The sequence below is a fragment of the Aeromonas rivuli genome (assembly GCF_000820045.1).
Taxonomy (GTDB): domain Bacteria; phylum Pseudomonadota; class Gammaproteobacteria; order Enterobacterales; family Aeromonadaceae; genus Aeromonas; species Aeromonas rivuli.
In genome coordinates this window covers 1-15,898 of the sequence record NZ_CDBJ01000062.1, presented here as the reverse complement: position 1 = coordinate 15,898, position 15,898 = coordinate 1, and the positions used below count along the sequence as shown (strand labels likewise).

Sequence of the window (15,898 nt, the reverse complement as noted above, 5' to 3'; positions counted from 1 at the left end):
GCCATGCAATCCCGGCGCAATCGCCGCAAAAGCTGACAAGATCTGTTGTTATGTTCGCATCTTCCCAATAGTTGCTGGTGTGATTCTATGGATCTGGTAGGAGGTAAGAAATCAGACCAGTGAGAGCAGAATACATAAAAGTATCTATTGTGTTAACGATTTGTTTGTTGTTGGCGCCAAAATGAGCAAATAAAGGCCTTATTGTTGTTTTAAACGGCGATTAAGCTTGGGGGTGCCAGATAAATATTTTGGCATCTTGGTGGTCAATGGTGCCGAACAGGGGAGGAACAAGGGGGGAAAATGGAAAAAAACACGCAGAGTACATCGTACTCTGCGTGTGTTAATGGTGGTAACCCAGCCTCTAAATGGACCAGTGCAGGCGGGACTCAATCTGCTGGGATATGGGTTCCAGCGACTCGCCCATCTCGCCAATCAATACCAGGTTGGCGCCCTTGAGTTTGATGATTTCGCCCTTGAGCTGGCCATCATCGAAGTTGTGCTCGAGCTGCAGTGGCACATGCTTGGGCACCAGGAAGAGGGTGACAGGTCCCATCTTGCCTTGTAGCACCATGTGCAGGGCAGGGCCCTGATAGAAGGCGCAGTGGTTGACATAGGTGATCCTTGCCATGCCCTGCATGTTCATCAGGGTCGCCCCATACTTCTCCATCTTGGCGTTGATGGTTTGCAGCGACACCTGTTCATCGACCCCCTGGATAAAGGGTTCCTCACCATAAACGTGGGCCAGGGCCACCTGGGCCAGGGATGCCTCGCTCGTCTGAGTGAGGGGCCAAGGCAACCAGCGGGTACTGACCCCGACCAGGAAGGCAACGGAGGCGGCGATGGCCAGCGGTTTCCAGCCCGACGTCTTGCGCCGTGGCAGTGTCACAACGGGCGCGTCGGGGATGGGGTCGGCCAGCATGGCTTGCCTGAGCAGCAGGCGTTCTGCCAAACCGGCGGGGACCTCCACCTCCATCGCCTTGCCGAGTTGACGGTCGAACTGCTTCATCTCCTCGAGCCATTTGCGATTGGCGGGAGAAGCATTGGCCATGTCGGCAAACTCTTCCCGGGTGTCGTGAGGATCGACGACAGCCTGACGACGAAACTCAAGCTCATCCATTGCTGTGCCCTCTTGATTGTGCGGATGACTCCATGGCCTCTCGGATCTGATTGCGTGCTCGAAACAGTCGGGTCATGACGGTGTTCTTGTTCAGGCCCAGCTGTTGGGCAATCTCTTCGCCGCTAAAACCGCCTACCACTTGCAGCAACAAGGGCTCCTGATACTCCTCAGGCAAGCGGGCAATGTGGCGGTGGAGCCATTCGTGCTCCATTTCCTGTTCGCTGTGCAGTGCCCCATTATCGCTTTGGGGGAACTCATCCAGATCGATGAGATCGAACTGTTTGCGCTCAAAGCGGCGTGCATTCTCCCGCCTCAAGATGGTGATGAGCCACGCCTTGGCGGCCTTGTCATCGACCAGGCTGTCGATTGCCCGCCAGGCGCGCAGATAGGTCTCCTGCACCAGATCTTCCGCGACATGAGGGTCCCGACACAGCCAATAGGCATAGCGGTAGATATCCCCATGCAGGGCATTGACCAGGGCTTCGTATTTTGTCTGTTTATCCGCCATACCCTCATTGACCGGGGATGGCGTCGGTTCCTTTCCCACTTTCTTGCGAAATAGCGATATCGCCATCAGTGCGCCTCCTTGTGGTGATGTGTGTCGTTCAGCCAAGCGACTCGCCTGAGTAAAGTGGCGACCCCTGGCGTCTCATAGGCACAAAGGCCAAGGGCGAGCGCTGCGCCATCAAAGTGAGTGAGTGTACCAAAACAGGCAGCCTCCAGGGTATAGAGCCGTGCTGCCAGCGCAGGATCCAGCGGAATATCCCGTAACCAGGTGATAGCAGGGTGCCTGGGAAGGGGCCAGCGCAGTCTCGCCCAATGCAACAGAGCATGGCGACTCGCGTCAGGGTCTGCTTGGCAAAAGGCGATCTGCAGGGCATAAAACGCGCGCCATCGAGTCTGACGGCGCAGACTGCCAGTCAGCAGCAAGGCGAGCAGCGTCCAGCCGAGCAGAGAGAAGGGGCCAAGGCGGGTGGGCCTGGGTGGCAGAGTATCCGGCTGGTCGGCAGGGGATGGCGTAAAACTCAAGGGGGTGGCCGCCAACGTCAGCCGCTCCTCCCGCCCGGTCTGGGTGTTGAACCAGGGCAGCTGGATCTCGGGCAGCAGGTAGACGCCGGGCGTCTGGGCGCGCAGCGCCTGGCGCCACTCCTGCTCAAAGAGCAAGCGACCGTTGGCAAGAAAGCGTTCATGGCGATCTCCCCCATCCCCCAGTACCTTGAGCCCCGCCACCTGCGGTGCGGGGATCGCCACGCGGTTGCCATCTCCATCTTCGAGGCGCAAACGCAGGGTACGGATGATGGGCTCGCCGAGGGCGACGCTCTGCGCCGGTGTAAATTGCTGGCTGAGGGTGAGGCGCCTGGCCACCAGCGGCAGGGGGGCCTTGTCTACTTGTATGATGGCGGGGGCAGCGCGACCGGAGACGGGCTCTGCATGGTCATCAAGCTGGTAACTCGCCTGAAGCCTGGGCGCCATCAGGGTGAACTGGCCCGGGCTCCTGGCCTGCAATAGCCAGCGGCGGGTCAGCACGCCGCTCTCGCCGGGCCGGGCAGAGGGGTGCCACTCATCATCCCCCAGACGTCGAATGGTGAGATCCGGGTGCTCGGGTTCGTTGAGGCTGGGATCCACTATCTGATCCGGCAACCAGAGTCTGAGCTCATAGATGAAGGGCTGCCCCGGGTAGAGGGGACCCTGATGATCAATGTTGGCACGCAGTACCACCCTGGGCTCAGGGTCAGCCGCACTGGTCTGGTTGAGGGACTTGCCCGGAAAGGCAAGGGGGGCAATGTGCCAGGGGCCCAGCTTGAGGGCGGGCAGGCTATCGGCGCGCCCGTGCAAGGGGATCTGCCAGCGGGTCTGCGGCCCGGACTCGCTCATGCTCTCTTGCCGGGAGATCCGGCCCACGGCGAGCTGGCGCAGCAAGGGCTGGATGTTCAGGGCATCGAGGGGCCAGTGCCCAGGCGCATCTATCAGCAACAACCAATCCTCGGCGCCCTCCTGAGGCAGCAGTTCGACTCTGGGCGCGGCAGAGGGGCCGAGCTTGTCTCCCTGTGTGTCTGGCACAGTCGATGAGGCCGCGGGCGGCGCCGACTGCACGTCCGCCTCGGTTGTCCCTTGCACCGGTGCCAGAACGAAGGGAAGAGAGAGCAGGGCACGACAGAGCCTGCTCTTGGACGCAATTAGCCTGCGCAACGGGTTCACCACTGTGACACCGGCAACGTCTGCAGGCCTCGGCGCAGGGCCTCTTTGCGCAGTCGCTCCTTGAGCAGGATCACGGGGGGGGCCGGTTCGGCGGGGGCGTCCGGCTGGCTCTTTGACTCGTCAGGGGCCCTGTTCGGACTGGCTTGGGGCGGTGGGACACTGCGCTCGAGCAGCGCCAGGTTGTAGCGGGCATCGTGATGGCCCGAGTCGAGGGAGAGGCAGGCCTGGTAGGCGAGTTTGGCCTCTTCCAAGCGACCCAGTTGCACCAGGGCATTGCCGCGATTGTAGTGGGCGGTCGGGCTCTGTTGTGTGCCATAGGCCGCCAGGGCCTGCTCGAAATCACCAAGGCGATACCAGGCATTGCCACGCCAGATGGGGTCGCGCAGCGCCATGGCAGCTGTGCGGTAATCCCCCGCCTGATATGCGGCCTGTGCCTCGGCCTGATCAGGTTGAGGGTCGGCCGCCTGCACGGGTGGCTGGAGCGGCAAACAGAGCAGCAGCGCCAGCCAGAGGGCGCCGCGTCTGGCCAGCAGCGCGAGCAGCAACAGGGGCAACAGCAGCCAGGGCCCCAGATCCTGCCGATGTGCGGGATCTGGGGCCAGGCTGGTGGGCAGGGGAGCGAACTGAGGCGGGCGACTGCCCAGGGGGTACAGCTGACCGCCGAGGCGACTGGCTAGATCAGCCATCAGTGTGCTGTCAGGGGCGGGCAGGCTGCCCTTGCCCAATGCTTGAGCCAGCTCGGGGGAGAGTGTGACGGGCTGCGCCGTCGCCGCGAGCAGTATGTCGAGCCGGGGGGCGCCCGCCTGACGCAGGCACTGCCAGCGACTCTGGCAGGGCCAGTGGTCGGCAATCCGCCGGGCCTGGGCCTGGGTCAGGGCATCGGTTACCAGCAGCAGGCGGGCGCTCTGACCAGGGGGGATCTGCGCCAACCCCAGGGCCAGGGCTCGCTCTGGATTGGCCCCTTGCAGCGGCATGATACTGGGGCGCAAGTCCGGCAACAGGCGAGCGATGGCCTCGTGATCCCGGGTGGCCGGCATGGCGAGATAGGCATCGGCGGCAAACAGGATCAGGGCGATACGCTGCCCCTGGCGCTGGGCCAGCATATCTTGCAGCAGCAGGCGCACCCGAGTGGCGCGATCCGGTGCCAGATCCTGGGCCTCCATGGAGCGCGACAGGCTCAGCAGCCAGATGTCCAGAGGGGGGGCGGCCTGGGCGGCCCGGCCCCGCTCCAGCGCCGGGCCGCTCAGGGCCAGGATGGCGGGCAGCATCGCCCACCAGCGCCAGGGCACGGCAGGTTTGGAGTCTGGCAACAGATAGCGCCGCATCAGGGGGCTGAGCTGCGGAGAGTGACGGCGCAGGCGCCAGCCAAGCCAGAGCCAGGGTATCAAGGCCAGCAACCACCAAGGGCGCAGCAGGACTAGTTCCATGGATGAGGGCCCCCACTCGGAGGGGCTGATCTGCGGAGCACCGTCTTGTCCTTCATCTTGACCTCCCCTGCACGCCTGACCACAACATCGGCAGCAGAAGCAGCAGCGTGAACAGGGCCAGTGGCCATGGATAGAGCTCGGTCAGCGGGCGATAGCTGTGACTTGCCCTGGCAGCGGGTTCCAGCTGTTCGAGGCTCAGATCCATGGCGATGAGATCGTCCTGGGTGCGCGCGCGGAAGTAGCGACCCTGCCCCAGGGTGGCCAACTCGGTGAGCAGGGGCTCGTCAAGCTCTGTACTGGGATCGGGCTGAGCCGGGGCCAGCGCCTGACTGTCGGGATCCGCCCCCACCCCCAGCGTATAGATCTTGAGTCCGGCAGCGACGGCCTGGCGCGCCTGGGCCAGGGGATCGGCACTGCCCGCGGTGTTGCGGCCATCGGTGATCAACAACAGCGTCGCATCGCGATCAGGCTCCTTGTGCGCGTTGGCGAGGGCGATGGCCTCGCCGAGCGCCGTGGTGCGTCCGACCAGATCAAAATCCAGCTCATTGGCCAGAGTCAGCAGCGCTTGGGTCTCCTCTGTCAGGGGGCTGAGCAGGTAGGCGTGGTCGGCAAAGACGATGAGGGCGATCCTGTCACCCTGCCTGGTCAGGATCAGCTGCCTTATCAGCTTGCGCACCGCGCTCAGCCTGTCTTGCTGCTGACTGCCATCAAACATGTCCGGGGTGCGCATGCTGTCGGAGAGATCCACCGCCAGCAGCAGATCCCGACTGCCCTGATACTGGACGATGGGCTCCCCCATCAGCTGAGGTCGGCACAGGGCCAATACCAGCGCCCCCCACAGCAGGGCGCCATACCAGCGTGGCAAGCCGCCCTGGGGCCCTTGCAGCGCAAAGCCGTCATGGTGCAACCGGGATCGATGCAAGGGGGGCAGGGAGCGAACCAGCAGGGGCAGCGCCAGGGCGAGGGCAAACCAGGGCCAGGCTAGGATCATGGGGTCCCCCTCGGGTGCACGAGTCGGCCGAGCAGCAGCTGGCGACCCAGACGCAGATAGTCGGCATGGAGCGCCTGACACTGGGCGTGACTCGGCTGGCGGTGGCCATAGAGCCACTCATCCCAATGGTGCTGCCAGCGTTGAAAATCGGTCGATCCCTGGCTGTCGAGCCAGGCGAGCCACTCTGCCCCTTGCAAGCTGCGACTTGCTGGCCAGCGGCGCAGCCCCTCCTGGCGCAACCTGTCGTGCAACTGGCCGAGCCAGAGACGCCGATCGCTGGCTGGCGGCGCTGCGAGGGCCTGGCGCCAGTCCCAGTACCGCCAGAGCCTGCGTCCAAGCCAGGCGAGGGCGGCGATCAGCAACAGGGTCAGGGTCAGCAGGAGCAGAGCGCCGAGGCGCGGGTCCAGCCAGCCTGCCTCCAGGGGAGGGCCTGGATGAATGTCCCTGATCTGCTGGGCTATCTGTTGCGTGATCGATGCTGTGAAGGGGGGCGCGGCATCCATGGTCATAGGGATGGCCACTGGGCTTGCAGGCTCAGGCCGCTGTCGAGCAGGGTCAGCCGCTGTACCAGGGGCAGCAGCCGGGCCTGACTCAGGGCCAGCTGTTGCTGCGCCTGGTGCCGATAGCGGCGCACGAACTGAGGATTGCTGCCATCGAGCCAGCCTGGGCCGAGGGGGCTCATCACCGGCAGTCGTTCAGTGCCACCCAGCTCGGCTTCCAGAGGATCGCGGATCTGCCAGTAATGGATATCGTGGCGCCGGGCGATGAGTCGGAGTTGCAGTTCTTGCCCAGGGGGCGGGGGAAGGTGGTCGCTGATGATGGTCAGACGCGCCCCATGGGGCAGACGGGGGCGTAGCCGCTCCAGCGCCTGCGCCAGGGTGGTTGGCAAGGGGCGGCGCCCAAGCCCTGCCTGATAGTGCAGGCAGATGGCTGGCAACAGCGGCAGAGGGGAGCCCTTGCAGGCGAGGGTCTGGGGAGTTGCGCCGTGGATATGCAATGTCTGGGGATGAGGTTCCCCTCGCCAGAGTAGAGCTGCAGCAAGCTCGCAGGCCAGCTGGGCCTTGAGCCGCTCTCTCGAACCGAAATAGAGGGCAGGGGAGAGGTTGAGCAACAACCAATGGTGTTGTTCCTGCTCCTCTTCATAGAGGCGGGTGACGGGGCGACCTAGCCTGGCGGTGACCCGCCAGTCGATGTGGCGCACCTCATCCCCGGCCTGGTAGGGACGCAGCTCACGAAAGTTCAGGCCGGGTTGACGACGCTGGGCGCCGCGTTGGGCAGGGCCCTTTCGCCTCATTGGCTGCGGTGTCTGGGCCAGCAACCGGGTGGCGAGCAGGCTTGCGAGGGGCAGTTGCAACTCGGGCGGCCAGCTGCCGAGGGGCGGATCTGCCAGGGGGGAGGCGCCGTGGCTCAGGGACATGGCACCCAATCCAGCAGGCGGCGGACTATCTCTTCGGCATCGATTCCTTCGGCCTGAGCCTGGTAGCTTGGCAACAGGCGATGGCGCAGCACCGCCGGGGCCAACTGCTGGATATCTTCTGGCACCACATAGTCCCGCCCGGCCAGCCAGGCGCGGGCGCGGGCGGCGCGGGCCAGGCCCAGGCTGGCTCTGGGGCTGGCGCCAAAATCAATCAGATTGCTCAGCTCGGGGGCTATGCCACTGCCGGGGCGGGTCGCGCACACCAGCTGCACCAGGTAGTTGGCGAGCCTGGGCTGCATCATGACATCCAGCACGGCATCGCGCGCACGTTGCAAGGTATCGGGGCCGATGAGGCAGGGGGAGGGGGGCAAGGTCTCGCCCCGCTCATTGAGCTGCAGTATGGCGAGCTCCAGCGCCGGGCTGGGGTAATCGACATTGAGCTTGAGCAAGAAGCGATCGAGCTGGGCCTCGGGCAGGGGGTAGGTCCCCTCCTGCTCGATGGGGTTCTGGGTCGCCGCCACCATGAACAGGCCAGGCAGGCGCCAGCTCTTCTTGCCGACGGTGATCTGGTGCTCGGCCATGGCTTCGAGCAGGGCGGATTGCACCTTGGCCGGCGCCCGGTTGATCTCGTCCGCCAACACCAGATGATTGAACAGGGGGCCGGGTTGGAACTGGAAACTGGCATCCTGAGGGTGAAACACCTCGCTGCCGGTGAGATCGGCTGGCAGCAGATCCGGGGTGAACTGAATGCGGGCGAAACGTCCCTCGATGGCGGTCGCCAATACCTTGACCGCCCGGGTCTTGGCCAGACCCGGCGCCCCCTCTATCAACACATGGCCTTCACATAACAGGGCGATGAGCAGGCCGTCGATGAGTTCGCCCTGCCCCAGGATCTGGCTGGCAATATGGTCGCGTACTTGTCGAAATTCGGCCAGAGCCATGAGATAAACCTATTGTTTTAATAGAAGTTGATCTTTTTATACTCCAGATACCCTCAGGGTGCGAGAACCGAGTCCCTCCCGGTGCAGATTTAGTTTCAATCAGCCGTATGAAACTTGTGAGCGGATTGTTAAGATGTGGCGCAATGAGGTCTGACCTCTACCTGATTAACCCAAGGAGCCAGGATGAAACAGCCTTTACAACTGACCACTCGCCAGGGCGAACGGATTGCCGTCGTGGCGGGTCTGCGTACTCCCTTCGCCAAGCAGGCCACCGCCTTTCATGGGGTGCCGGCGGTGGATCTGGGCAAACTGGTGGTGAGCGAGCTGCTCGCCCGCACCAATCTAGACCCCGCCCTCATCGATCAACTGGTGTTCGGCCAGGTGGTACAGATGCCCGAAGCGCCCAACATAGCCCGCGAGATAGTGCTGGGCACCGGCATGAGCGTCAGCACTGACGCCTATAGCGTGTCGCGCGCCTGCGCCACCAGCTTCCAGGCGGTGGCCAATGTCACCGAATCCATCATGGCCGGCACGGTCGACATCGCCATCGCCGGCGGCGCCGACTCCTCTTCTGTGTTGCCCATCGGGGTCAGCAAGCGGCTGGCTCGCGCCCTGGTCGATCTCAACAAGGCGCGCACCTTCGCGCAAAAATTTGCCATCCTGCGCCGACTCGGGCCGAAAGACTTGCTGCCGGTGCCCCCGGCGGTGGCCGAATACTCGACCGGCCTCTCCATGGGCCAGACCGCCGAGCAGATGGCCAAGAGTCATGGCATCAGCCGTGAGGCGCAAGACGCCCTGGCGCACCGCTCCCACAGCCTGGCCGCCCAGGCCTGGGCCGAGGGCAAGCTGGCCCAGGAGGTGTTTGCCGCCCATGTGGCGCCTTACAAGGCGGCCCTCGAGCGCGACAACAACATTCGCGAAAGCTCTGACCTGGCAAGCTACGCCAAGCTCAAGCCGGTGTTTGACCGGGTGCATGGCTCCGTCACCGCCGCCAATGCCACCCCGCTCACCGATGGCGCCGCCGCCGTGCTGCTGATGCGTGAAGGACGTGCCAAGGAGCTTGGCCTGGAACCCCTTGGCTTTATTCGCAGCTTCGCCTTCTCCGCCATCGATGTCTGGCAGGACATGTTGATGGGGCCCTCCTACGCGACCCCCATCGCCCTGGACAGGGCGGGCATCACCCTCAGCGATCTCACTCTGATCGACATGCACGAGGCATTTGCCGCCCAGACCCTGGCCAACGTCAAGATGTTTGCCAGCCGTGATTTTGCCCGGGACAAGCTGGGCCGTGACAGCGCCATTGGCGAGATCGACATGGACAAGTTCAACGTGCTGGGGGGCTCATTGGCCTATGGCCATCCCTTCGCCGCGACCGGCGCACGCATGATCACCCAGACGCTCCATGAGCTGCGCCGCCGCGGCGGTGGATTGGGACTCAACACCGCCTGCGCGGCGGGTGGACTGGGTGTGGCCATGGTGTTGGAGGTGGAATGATGAGCGAGCAAACTTTTTCCCTGAATATTCGTAAAGACGGCATCGGCATCCTCACCATGGACGTGCCGGGGGAGAGCATGAACACCCTCAAGGCCGCCTTCGTCGAGGAGATCCGCGCCGTGCTGGAGGGGGTGCGAGCCAACAAGGATCTGATCGGTCTGGTGATCGCCTCCGGCAAGAAGGACTCCTTCATCGCCGGGGCCGACATCAGCATGCTGGATGCCTGTACCAGCGCCGCAGATGCCCAGACCCTGTCCCGAGAAGGGCAGATCATCTTCGCGGAGATCGAGAATCTCGACATCCCGGTGATCGCCGCCATCCATGGCCCCTGCCTGGGAGGCGGGCTGGAGCTGGCACTGGCCTGTCACGGCCGGGTCGCGAGCGACCATGGCAAGACGGTGCTCGGGGTGCCCGAGGTGCAACTCGGCCTGCTGCCGGGATCCGGCGGTACCCAGCGTCTGCCTCGCCTCATCGGCGTGGCCAAGGCCCTCGACCTGATGCTGACTGGCAAGCAGGTGCGTGCCAAGCAGGCGGGCAAGATGGGGCTGGTGGATGAGGTGGTATCGCTCTCCATATTGATGGAGGCGGCCATTGCCTTGGCGCGCAAGGGCAAGCCGCGCCATGTGTTGCAGCGAGACGTGCAAGGCAAACTGCTCGAGACCAACAAGCTGGGCCGCAATGTGCTGTTCAGCCAGGCTCACAAAGGGATCAGGGCCAAGACCCGTGGCAACTACCCGGCCCCGGAACGCATCCTGGAAGTGGTGCGCATCGGCATGGAGGAGGGGATCCAGGCTGGCCTGGCTGCCGAGTCGCGCTGCTTCGGTGAACTGGTGATGACCCCGGAATCCGCCGCCCTGCGCTCGCTCTTCTTCGCCACGACCCAGATGAAGAAGGAGGTGAACTATCAGGGAGCCGCGCCACGCAAGATAGGCCATGCCGCCGTGCTGGGCGGTGGGCTGATGGGGGGCGGCATTGCCTACGTCACCGCCACCAAGGCCGGGGTGCCGGTGCGGATCAAGGATGTGGCGCAGGCGGGGATCAGCAACGCCATGCGCTACAGCTATGACCTGCTTAACAAGAAGCTCAAGCGCCGCCATATATTGCGCAGCGAACTGGAGAAGCAGATGAGCCTGCTGTCCGGCTCCCTGGATTTCTCCGGCTTCTCGCGGGTCGACATGGTGGTGGAGGCCGTGTTCGAGGACTTGGCCCTCAAACACCAGATGGTGCAGGAGGTGGAACGCGAATGCGGCGAGCAGACCATCTTCGCCTCCAACACCTCCTCCCTGCCCATCCACCAGATTGCCGAAGGGGCTGCGCGGCCGGGCCAGATAGTGGGCCTGCACTACTTCAGCCCGGTCGACAAGATGCCGCTCGCCGAGATCATCCCCCATGCAGGCACCAGCGCCGAGACGGTGGCCACCACCATCGCCTTTGCCCGGGCCCAGGGCAAGACTCCCATCGTGGTCAAGGATGAGGCCGGTTTTTATGTGAACCGGATCCTGGCCCCCTACATGAACGAGGCGGCGCGCCTGGTACTGGAAGGGGAACCGGTCGAGGTGCTCGATGGCGCCCTGCTCGACTTCGGTTTCCCGGTCGGCCCCATCAATCTGCTCGACGAGGTGGGCATCGATGTGGGGGCCAAGATCTCCCCCATCCTCGAACGGGAACTGGGGGGCGAGCGCTTCCAGGCGCCAGCGGCCTTTGACAAGCTGCTCAAGGATGACCGCAAGGGTCGCAAGAATGGCAAGGGTTTCTACCGCTATGGCAAACCGGACTTGCTGAGTCGACTCACGGGCAAAGGGAGCAAGAAGCAGGTCGATGAGAGCGTCTACGAGCTGCTCGGGGTCAAACCTCAGGCCAAGCTTGCCAAGACAGAACTGGTGGAGCGCTGCGTGCTGCTGATGCTCAACGAGGCGGCCATGGCCCTGGATAGCGGCGTGATAGCCTCGGCGCGGGATGGTGACATTGGCGCCATCTTTGGCATCGGCTTCCCTCCCTTCCTCGGTGGCCCTTTCCGCTACATGGATAGCCTGGGGATTGCCGAGCTGGTCGCTCGCCTCGAACACTACCAACAGCGCCATGGGGAGCGTTTCGCACCCTGCAGCCGACTCAAGGCGATGGCGGCCGAGGGGCAGCGTTTCTATTGAGGAACCCCAGATCAACGGGAGCTATCCACCGGCTCAGGGGTCAGTGACCCCATGATGAACAAAGAGGCGACCCTGGGTCGCCTCTTTTTATGGGCGTGTTGACTAGGCGTTGCCGGTTTGATGCCGTTCCGGAGGGGAGCAAGGGGAGGGGAGTCGATCACCTGGCCGCTGATCCGGGGGTGGAGCGGCAGATCCCTGCACTTTTTGCCCCCAAAGATTGATCTAGCGCAATCTTACCCCCTATATATTCCTTTGGTGGCATAGGCGAGGGCGGCGTATTAGGCTCAAATAGGAACGAAAGTAGTCAGAGTGCGGCCAGCGCCGCCATGGACATTCGCGCCAGAGATGGGCGTCACAGGACAAAGGACACATCATGAGCTTTCTTGAACAAACCATCTGGACAATATTGGGCTATGGCGTCATGCCCTTCATCTTCCTGAGTGGCTTCGTGGCGGTGGCTGTGACCTGTTGCGTGCTGCTCAACGCATTCGGGGTGCAGTCCGCCGAGAAGTGAAGCGCATGGCTACCATGCCTCCCCACGCCATAGCGCGTTAACAATGCCAGTCTTCTGACTGGCATTGTTGTCTCTGGGGCCGGATGCAGGGCTCGAGATGCGCGCTGGAGGCTGGGGCGATGAGCATGGAGGTCGAACCCGGGAGAAAATTTGATTACACTGGCGGCCAGTGTAATAGCGTCTCGTATTTTGCATCCCATAAGGTCCCTCATGGCTCTCAAGGCAACCGTATTCAAGGCCCAGCTCTCCCTCTCTGACATGGACAGGGGGCTCTATCAGGATTTCTCCCTCACCCTGGCTCGTCACCCTTCCGAAACCGACGAGCGCATGATGATCCGTCTCGCGGCCTTTGCCTGGCATGCGGCCGAGCGGCTCGAATTCACCAAGGGGCTGTCGGCGGACGATGAGCCCGAACTGTGGCGCAAGAGTTACTCCGATGAGATTGAACTCTGGATTGAGCTTGGCCAGCCCGATGAGCGCCGTCTCAAGAAGGCCTGTAACCGCTCGCGCCAAGTGGTGCTCTATCTCTACGGCGGCCGGGGTACCAGCGTCTGGTGGAAGCAGAATCAGGGCAAACTCAGTCAGCATGACAACCTCAGCATCATAGAGCTCAGCGACAGTCAGACCCTGCCCCTTGCGGCCATGATAGAGCGCACCATGCAGCTCACCTGCACCATCTCAGATGGTCAGCTGTGGGTGAGCAATGGCAAGGCGGAGGTGACGCTGGATCCTCTGATGCTGCAGGGCAAGCAGGCACACGAGCTGGTCTGAGCCCCCTGCGTGTGCAGGACACTCCTCAGGGGTTCGCCGAGCGGCAAAGGGTGATTAAGCGATAAAAAAGAACCGGATCCTGGGTCGGGATCCGGTCTCATTGAGGGAAGGGGTCACGCATAGGGCGCCTGGCTTATCCCTTCTTGTCATCGGCGAAGGTGATATTGAGCTCGAGTACCGACAGCTCATCACTCTTCTTATCCAGCTGTACCGTGATCTTCTCAGGATCTATCTGCACGTACTTGCGGATCACGTCGAGGATATCTTGCTTGAGCTGGGGCAGGTAATCCGGCCCCCCTCTGGAAGAGCGCTCGTGGGCAACGATGATCTGCAGGCGCTCCTTGGCCGTCTGGGCCGTCGCCTGCTTCTTGGTAGAACGAAAATAATCAAAAATAGACATGCTTAACTCCCGAACAGACGGCTAAAGAAGCCCTTCTTTTCTTCTTGCAGGAAACGGAATTCGGTGGCGTCTCCCATCAGACGGGAAACGGCATCTTCATAGGCCTTGCCCGCATCGGACTCTTTGTCCAGGATGACGGGTTCTCCCGAGTTGGAGGCGCGCAGCACCGCCTGGGATTCCGGGATGACCCCGAGCAGCGGGATGGCAAGGATCTCCTGCACATCTTGCACACTCAGCATGTCACCACGGCTGACCCGGGTCGGGCAGTAGCGGGTGAGCAGCAGATGCTCCTTGATGGGATCTTCACCGCGCTCGGCCCGGCGAGACTTGGAGGCCAGGATCCCGAGGATCCGGTCCGAGTCGCGTACCGAGGAGACTTCCGGGTTGGTGGTGACGATGGCTTCATCGGCAAAATAGAGTGCCATCAGAGCACCTGACTCTATCCCGGCGGGGGAGTCGCAGACGATGTACTCAAAACCCATCTCGCCCAGCTGATCCAGTATCTTCTCCACGCCTTCCTTGGTGAGGGCATCTTTGTCTCTGGTCTGGGAGGCGGGCAGGATAAAGAGATTCTCGCTGCGCTTGTCTTTGATCAGGGCCTGATTGAGGTTCGCCTCGCCATTGATGACGTTGACGAAGTCATAGACCACACGGCGCTCACAACCCATGATGAGGTCGAGATTACGCAGGCCGATATCGAAATCGATGACCACCGTTTTGTGGCCACGCTGGGCCAGCCCTGTACTCAATGCCGCGCTGGTGGTGGTCTTGCCAACGCCACCCTTGCCGGACGTAACGACTATGATTCGCGCCATTCTCGCTTCCTTGTAACTCTATTTGATTCGGTCTATTCGGAGTTGTTCTTGATCCAGCCGGATATGCACCGGCTGCTCAGTCTGGCCTGCTGGCAACGCATCGCTGAGCTGGAAGGTGCCCGCGATGGAGATGAGCTCGGCCTGTAATTGTTGGCAATAGATACGGGCATCGGTATTACCGCGCGCCCCGGCTATTGCCCGGCCCCGCAGGGCCCCGTAGATATGAATGCTGTCATCGGCCAGGACTTCGGCGCCTGGACTCACTGAACCGAGCACCACCAGCGAGGTTCCCGCCGCATAGATCTGCTGGCCGGACCGAACCGGGCCCACATGAACCTTGCTGGCAAGCAGGGGGGCGGGCACAGTGCTGGGCAGTGGCAGATCGACGACGGGCAGGTCGTTGGCGGTGGGCTTGGTCACAGCCTCAGGCAGGGGATCCCCCTTGCGGCTGCGGCCCGAGGCCATGACGGCCAGGCCTGCGGCCTTGGCGGCTATCTTCATGGCCTCGCTCTTGGCCCCTGTAATGCCAACCAGTACAAAGTCTTCCGACTCGACCAGCGCCTTGAGTTCGTCAAAATCCGGTTGTTGCTCGAGTTTTTCCACATTGAGCACCAGGGGGGCGCAATTGAAAAACTGGGGCGCCAATGCCACCTTGGTGGCCAATAACTGGCGTATCTTGTCCGGCGCGGCATCGTTGATATGCAACACAGAAATAGTGAAGGTAGTCCCTTTCAATTCGTTATCGCGCTCAACCATGACTTTCCCCGAGACAGAGACGGTAATCCGTTATTGTTATTGATGGCCTGATGTTATAGTTTGCCCACTTCCGAGGCAATAAACTCAATGGATTATATCAATTTCCATGTTGTGTGCAGTCTATAAAAGTCGCAAAAAAGCAGACACCTATCTCTTTGTTGAAAAAAGGGATGATTTTTCCCGGGTTCCGGCCCCCCTGATGCAGACCTTCGGCACGCCGCAACTGGTGCTGATGACCAAGCTCGCCCCAGGCAAGCCCCTTGGCATGGCCAGCGTGAGCCGGGTGATGGAGGCGCTGACGCTGCAAGGCTTCTACCTGCAGGTCCCCCCGCCGGTGGAGAATTTGCTCGAGCAGCACAAGCTGGCGCAAACGCCCCCACAGACCTCCTGATATTGCCGGACGCAACCTGTCGTTTGGCACTGTTGCGTCCTTGAGCGGGATGTTTTAATCCCGCATATCACCATTCGCCTTGTTTATTAGGCTCAGATCCACCCTGGCATTATTGCTGGCGGCCCCTGAGGGCGGCCGATAATGTCTGCGCGAGTGGAGGATGATAAAGTCTTTCGCCTTCGAATGAGCCTTGAAAATAATATTTTCAAACAGCGACCAACTTGTATAAATATACAGTTGTTTTCCCCCGCCATTATTTTCATCGTCCCCCTTCTTCGTCTGAGTGTTCTCCTTTGACTCATTTGTGGGCAACGCCACCTCTTTTGGGGCAGGCTTGCCGTGAGCCGGAGGCCAGGCGAGTGGCCAAGATCTGAGGGGAGGGGCGGCAGCGAGGACCGATCAATGCCAGTGGGGGGATGGCGGCAAGGGGACTGGGGATCCCGCGGTGAGGCGGTGATGGGGGCCGCCTGCCTCTTGGCGTGGCACATGACAGGCAACAAAAAGGCGGGATATATCCC

16 protein-coding genes are annotated in these 15,898 nt (G+C 62.3%); 5 read left to right on the top strand and 11 right to left on the bottom strand.

Annotated elements, in window-relative coordinates; all coding sequences use genetic code 11:
- Positions 1–361: 361 nt before the first annotated feature.
- The 8 genes from BN1130_RS14470 to BN1130_RS14435 are packed head-to-tail and all read right to left on the bottom strand — an operon-like array spanning position 362 to position 8,092.
- Complete coding sequence (locus tag BN1130_RS14470; RefSeq protein ID WP_042042834.1) at positions 362–1,117, bottom strand: DUF3379 domain-containing protein; 756 nt, start codon at positions 1,115–1,117, stop codon at positions 362–364.
- A complete protein-coding gene (locus tag BN1130_RS14465) occupies positions 1,110–1,691 on the bottom strand; it encodes a sigma-70 family RNA polymerase sigma factor (RefSeq protein WP_042042833.1) in 582 nt (193 codons plus the stop codon). The genes BN1130_RS14470 and BN1130_RS14465 overlap by 8 nt, the downstream gene beginning before the upstream one ends.
- A complete protein-coding gene (locus BN1130_RS14460) occupies positions 1,691–3,307 on the bottom strand; it encodes a BatD family protein (RefSeq protein ID WP_157014036.1) in 1,617 nt (538 codons plus the stop codon). The genes BN1130_RS14465 and BN1130_RS14460 overlap by 1 nt, the downstream gene beginning before the upstream one ends.
- Before the next feature lie 5 nt (positions 3,308–3,312).
- Entirely contained in the window at positions 3,313–4,743 is a 1,431-nt protein-coding gene (locus tag BN1130_RS14455) for a vWA domain-containing protein (RefSeq protein ID WP_042042832.1), read from the bottom strand.
- Positions 4,744–4,795: 52 nt separating this feature from the next.
- A complete protein-coding gene (locus BN1130_RS14450; RefSeq protein WP_042042831.1) occupies positions 4,796–5,734 on the bottom strand; it encodes a VWA domain-containing protein in 939 nt (312 codons plus the stop codon).
- On the bottom strand, positions 5,731–6,243 hold the full coding sequence (locus BN1130_RS14445; protein WP_042042830.1) for a DUF4381 family protein: 513 nt from the start codon (positions 6,241–6,243) through the stop codon (positions 5,731–5,733). The genes BN1130_RS14450 and BN1130_RS14445 overlap by 4 nt, the downstream gene beginning before the upstream one ends.
- Positions 6,240–7,151 carry a DUF58 domain-containing protein gene (locus BN1130_RS14440; protein WP_042042829.1) on the bottom strand — a complete coding sequence of 304 codons (912 nt, stop codon included), beginning with the start codon at positions 7,149–7,151 and terminating at the stop codon, positions 6,240–6,242. Before BN1130_RS14440 ends, BN1130_RS14445 begins: the two co-directional genes overlap by 4 nt.
- On the bottom strand, positions 7,142–8,092 hold the full coding sequence (locus BN1130_RS14435) for an AAA family ATPase (RefSeq protein ID WP_042042827.1): 951 nt from the start codon (positions 8,090–8,092) through the stop codon (positions 7,142–7,144). The genes BN1130_RS14440 and BN1130_RS14435 overlap by 10 nt, the downstream gene beginning before the upstream one ends.
- Before the next feature lie 183 nt (positions 8,093–8,275).
- On the opposite strand from BN1130_RS14435, the gene fadI reads away from it, so the two are divergent.
- The 4 genes from fadI (at position 8,276) to BN1130_RS14420 (ending at position 13,018) form a co-directional block, all read left to right on the top strand.
- Entirely contained in the window at positions 8,276–9,586 is a 1,311-nt protein-coding gene (gene fadI, locus BN1130_RS14430; protein WP_042042826.1) for an acetyl-CoA C-acyltransferase FadI, read from the top strand.
- Positions 9,586–11,733, top strand: a complete 2,148-nt coding sequence (gene fadJ, locus BN1130_RS14425) for a fatty acid oxidation complex subunit alpha FadJ (RefSeq protein ID WP_042042924.1) — start codon at positions 9,586–9,588, stop codon at positions 11,731–11,733. Before fadI ends, fadJ begins: the two co-directional genes overlap by 1 nt.
- A gap of 373 nt (positions 11,734–12,106) precedes the next feature.
- On the top strand, positions 12,107–12,247 hold the full coding sequence (locus BN1130_RS21755) for a TIGR02808 family protein (protein WP_084218221.1): 141 nt from the start codon (positions 12,107–12,109) through the stop codon (positions 12,245–12,247).
- A 210-nt stretch (positions 12,248–12,457) separates the two neighbouring features.
- Positions 12,458–13,018, top strand: a complete 561-nt coding sequence (locus tag BN1130_RS14420; protein WP_042042825.1) for a YaeQ family protein — start codon at positions 12,458–12,460, stop codon at positions 13,016–13,018.
- A 133-nt stretch (positions 13,019–13,151) separates the two neighbouring features.
- Here BN1130_RS14420 and minE read toward each other — a convergent pair whose 3' ends face one another.
- From minE to minC, 3 genes are read right to left on the bottom strand one after another with little or no spacing between them, the layout of a single operon-like run.
- Positions 13,152–13,418, bottom strand: coding sequence for a cell division topological specificity factor MinE (minE, locus tag BN1130_RS14415; protein WP_005895976.1), 267 nt, complete (start codon positions 13,416–13,418; stop codon positions 13,152–13,154).
- 2 nt (positions 13,419–13,420) lie between these two features.
- Complete coding sequence (gene minD / locus BN1130_RS14410; protein WP_005895973.1) at positions 13,421–14,233, bottom strand: septum site-determining protein MinD; 813 nt, start codon at positions 14,231–14,233, stop codon at positions 13,421–13,423.
- Between the two features lie 18 nt (positions 14,234–14,251).
- Positions 14,252–14,989: a septum site-determining protein MinC gene (gene minC, locus BN1130_RS14405; protein WP_042042823.1), complete on the bottom strand. Its 738-nt coding sequence runs from the start codon at positions 14,987–14,989 to the stop codon at positions 14,252–14,254.
- Between the two features lie 106 nt (positions 14,990–15,095).
- On the opposite strand from minC, the gene BN1130_RS14400 reads away from it, so the two are divergent.
- Complete coding sequence (locus tag BN1130_RS14400; RefSeq protein ID WP_042042821.1) at positions 15,096–15,380, top strand: YcgL domain-containing protein; 285 nt, start codon at positions 15,096–15,098, stop codon at positions 15,378–15,380.
- Positions 15,381–15,898: the final 518 nt, after the last annotated feature.

Excerpts from the sequence above, each read along its gene's own strand:
- BN1130_RS21755 (WP_084218221.1), top strand. The coding sequence starts at position 12,107 with ATGAGCTTTCTTGAACAAACCATCTGGACAATATTGGGCTATGGCGTC.
- fadI (WP_042042826.1), top strand. The coding sequence starts at position 8,276 with ATGAAACAGCCTTTACAACTGACCACTCGCCAGGGCGAACGGATTGCC.
- fadJ (WP_042042924.1), top strand. The coding sequence starts at position 9,586 with ATGAGCGAGCAAACTTTTTCCCTGAATATTCGTAAAGACGGCATCGGC.
- minE (WP_005895976.1), bottom strand. The coding sequence starts at position 13,418 with ATGTCTATTTTTGATTATTTTCGTTCTACCAAGAAGCAGGCGACGGCC.
- BN1130_RS14435 (WP_042042827.1), bottom strand. The coding sequence starts at position 8,092 with ATGGCTCTGGCCGAATTTCGACAAGTACGCGACCATATTGCCAGCCAG.
- BN1130_RS14465 (WP_042042833.1), bottom strand. The coding sequence starts at position 1,691 with ATGGCGATATCGCTATTTCGCAAGAAAGTGGGAAAGGAACCGACGCCA.
- BN1130_RS14420 (WP_042042825.1), top strand. The coding sequence starts at position 12,458 with ATGGCTCTCAAGGCAACCGTATTCAAGGCCCAGCTCTCCCTCTCTGAC.
- BN1130_RS14440 (WP_042042829.1), bottom strand. The coding sequence starts at position 7,151 with ATGTCCCTGAGCCACGGCGCCTCCCCCCTGGCAGATCCGCCCCTCGGC.
- BN1130_RS14470 (WP_042042834.1), bottom strand. The coding sequence starts at position 1,117 with ATGGATGAGCTTGAGTTTCGTCGTCAGGCTGTCGTCGATCCTCACGAC.
- BN1130_RS14450 (WP_042042831.1), bottom strand. The coding sequence starts at position 5,734 with ATGATCCTAGCCTGGCCCTGGTTTGCCCTCGCCCTGGCGCTGCCCCTG.
- BN1130_RS14445 (WP_042042830.1), bottom strand. The coding sequence starts at position 6,243 with ATGACCATGGATGCCGCGCCCCCCTTCACAGCATCGATCACGCAACAG.
- BN1130_RS14455 (WP_042042832.1), bottom strand. The coding sequence starts at position 4,743 with ATGGAACTAGTCCTGCTGCGCCCTTGGTGGTTGCTGGCCTTGATACCC.
- minD (WP_005895973.1), bottom strand. The coding sequence starts at position 14,233 with ATGGCGCGAATCATAGTCGTTACGTCCGGCAAGGGTGGCGTTGGCAAG.
- minC (WP_042042823.1), bottom strand. The coding sequence starts at position 14,989 with ATGGTTGAGCGCGATAACGAATTGAAAGGGACTACCTTCACTATTTCT.
- BN1130_RS14400 (WP_042042821.1), top strand. The coding sequence starts at position 15,096 with ATGTTGTGTGCAGTCTATAAAAGTCGCAAAAAAGCAGACACCTATCTC.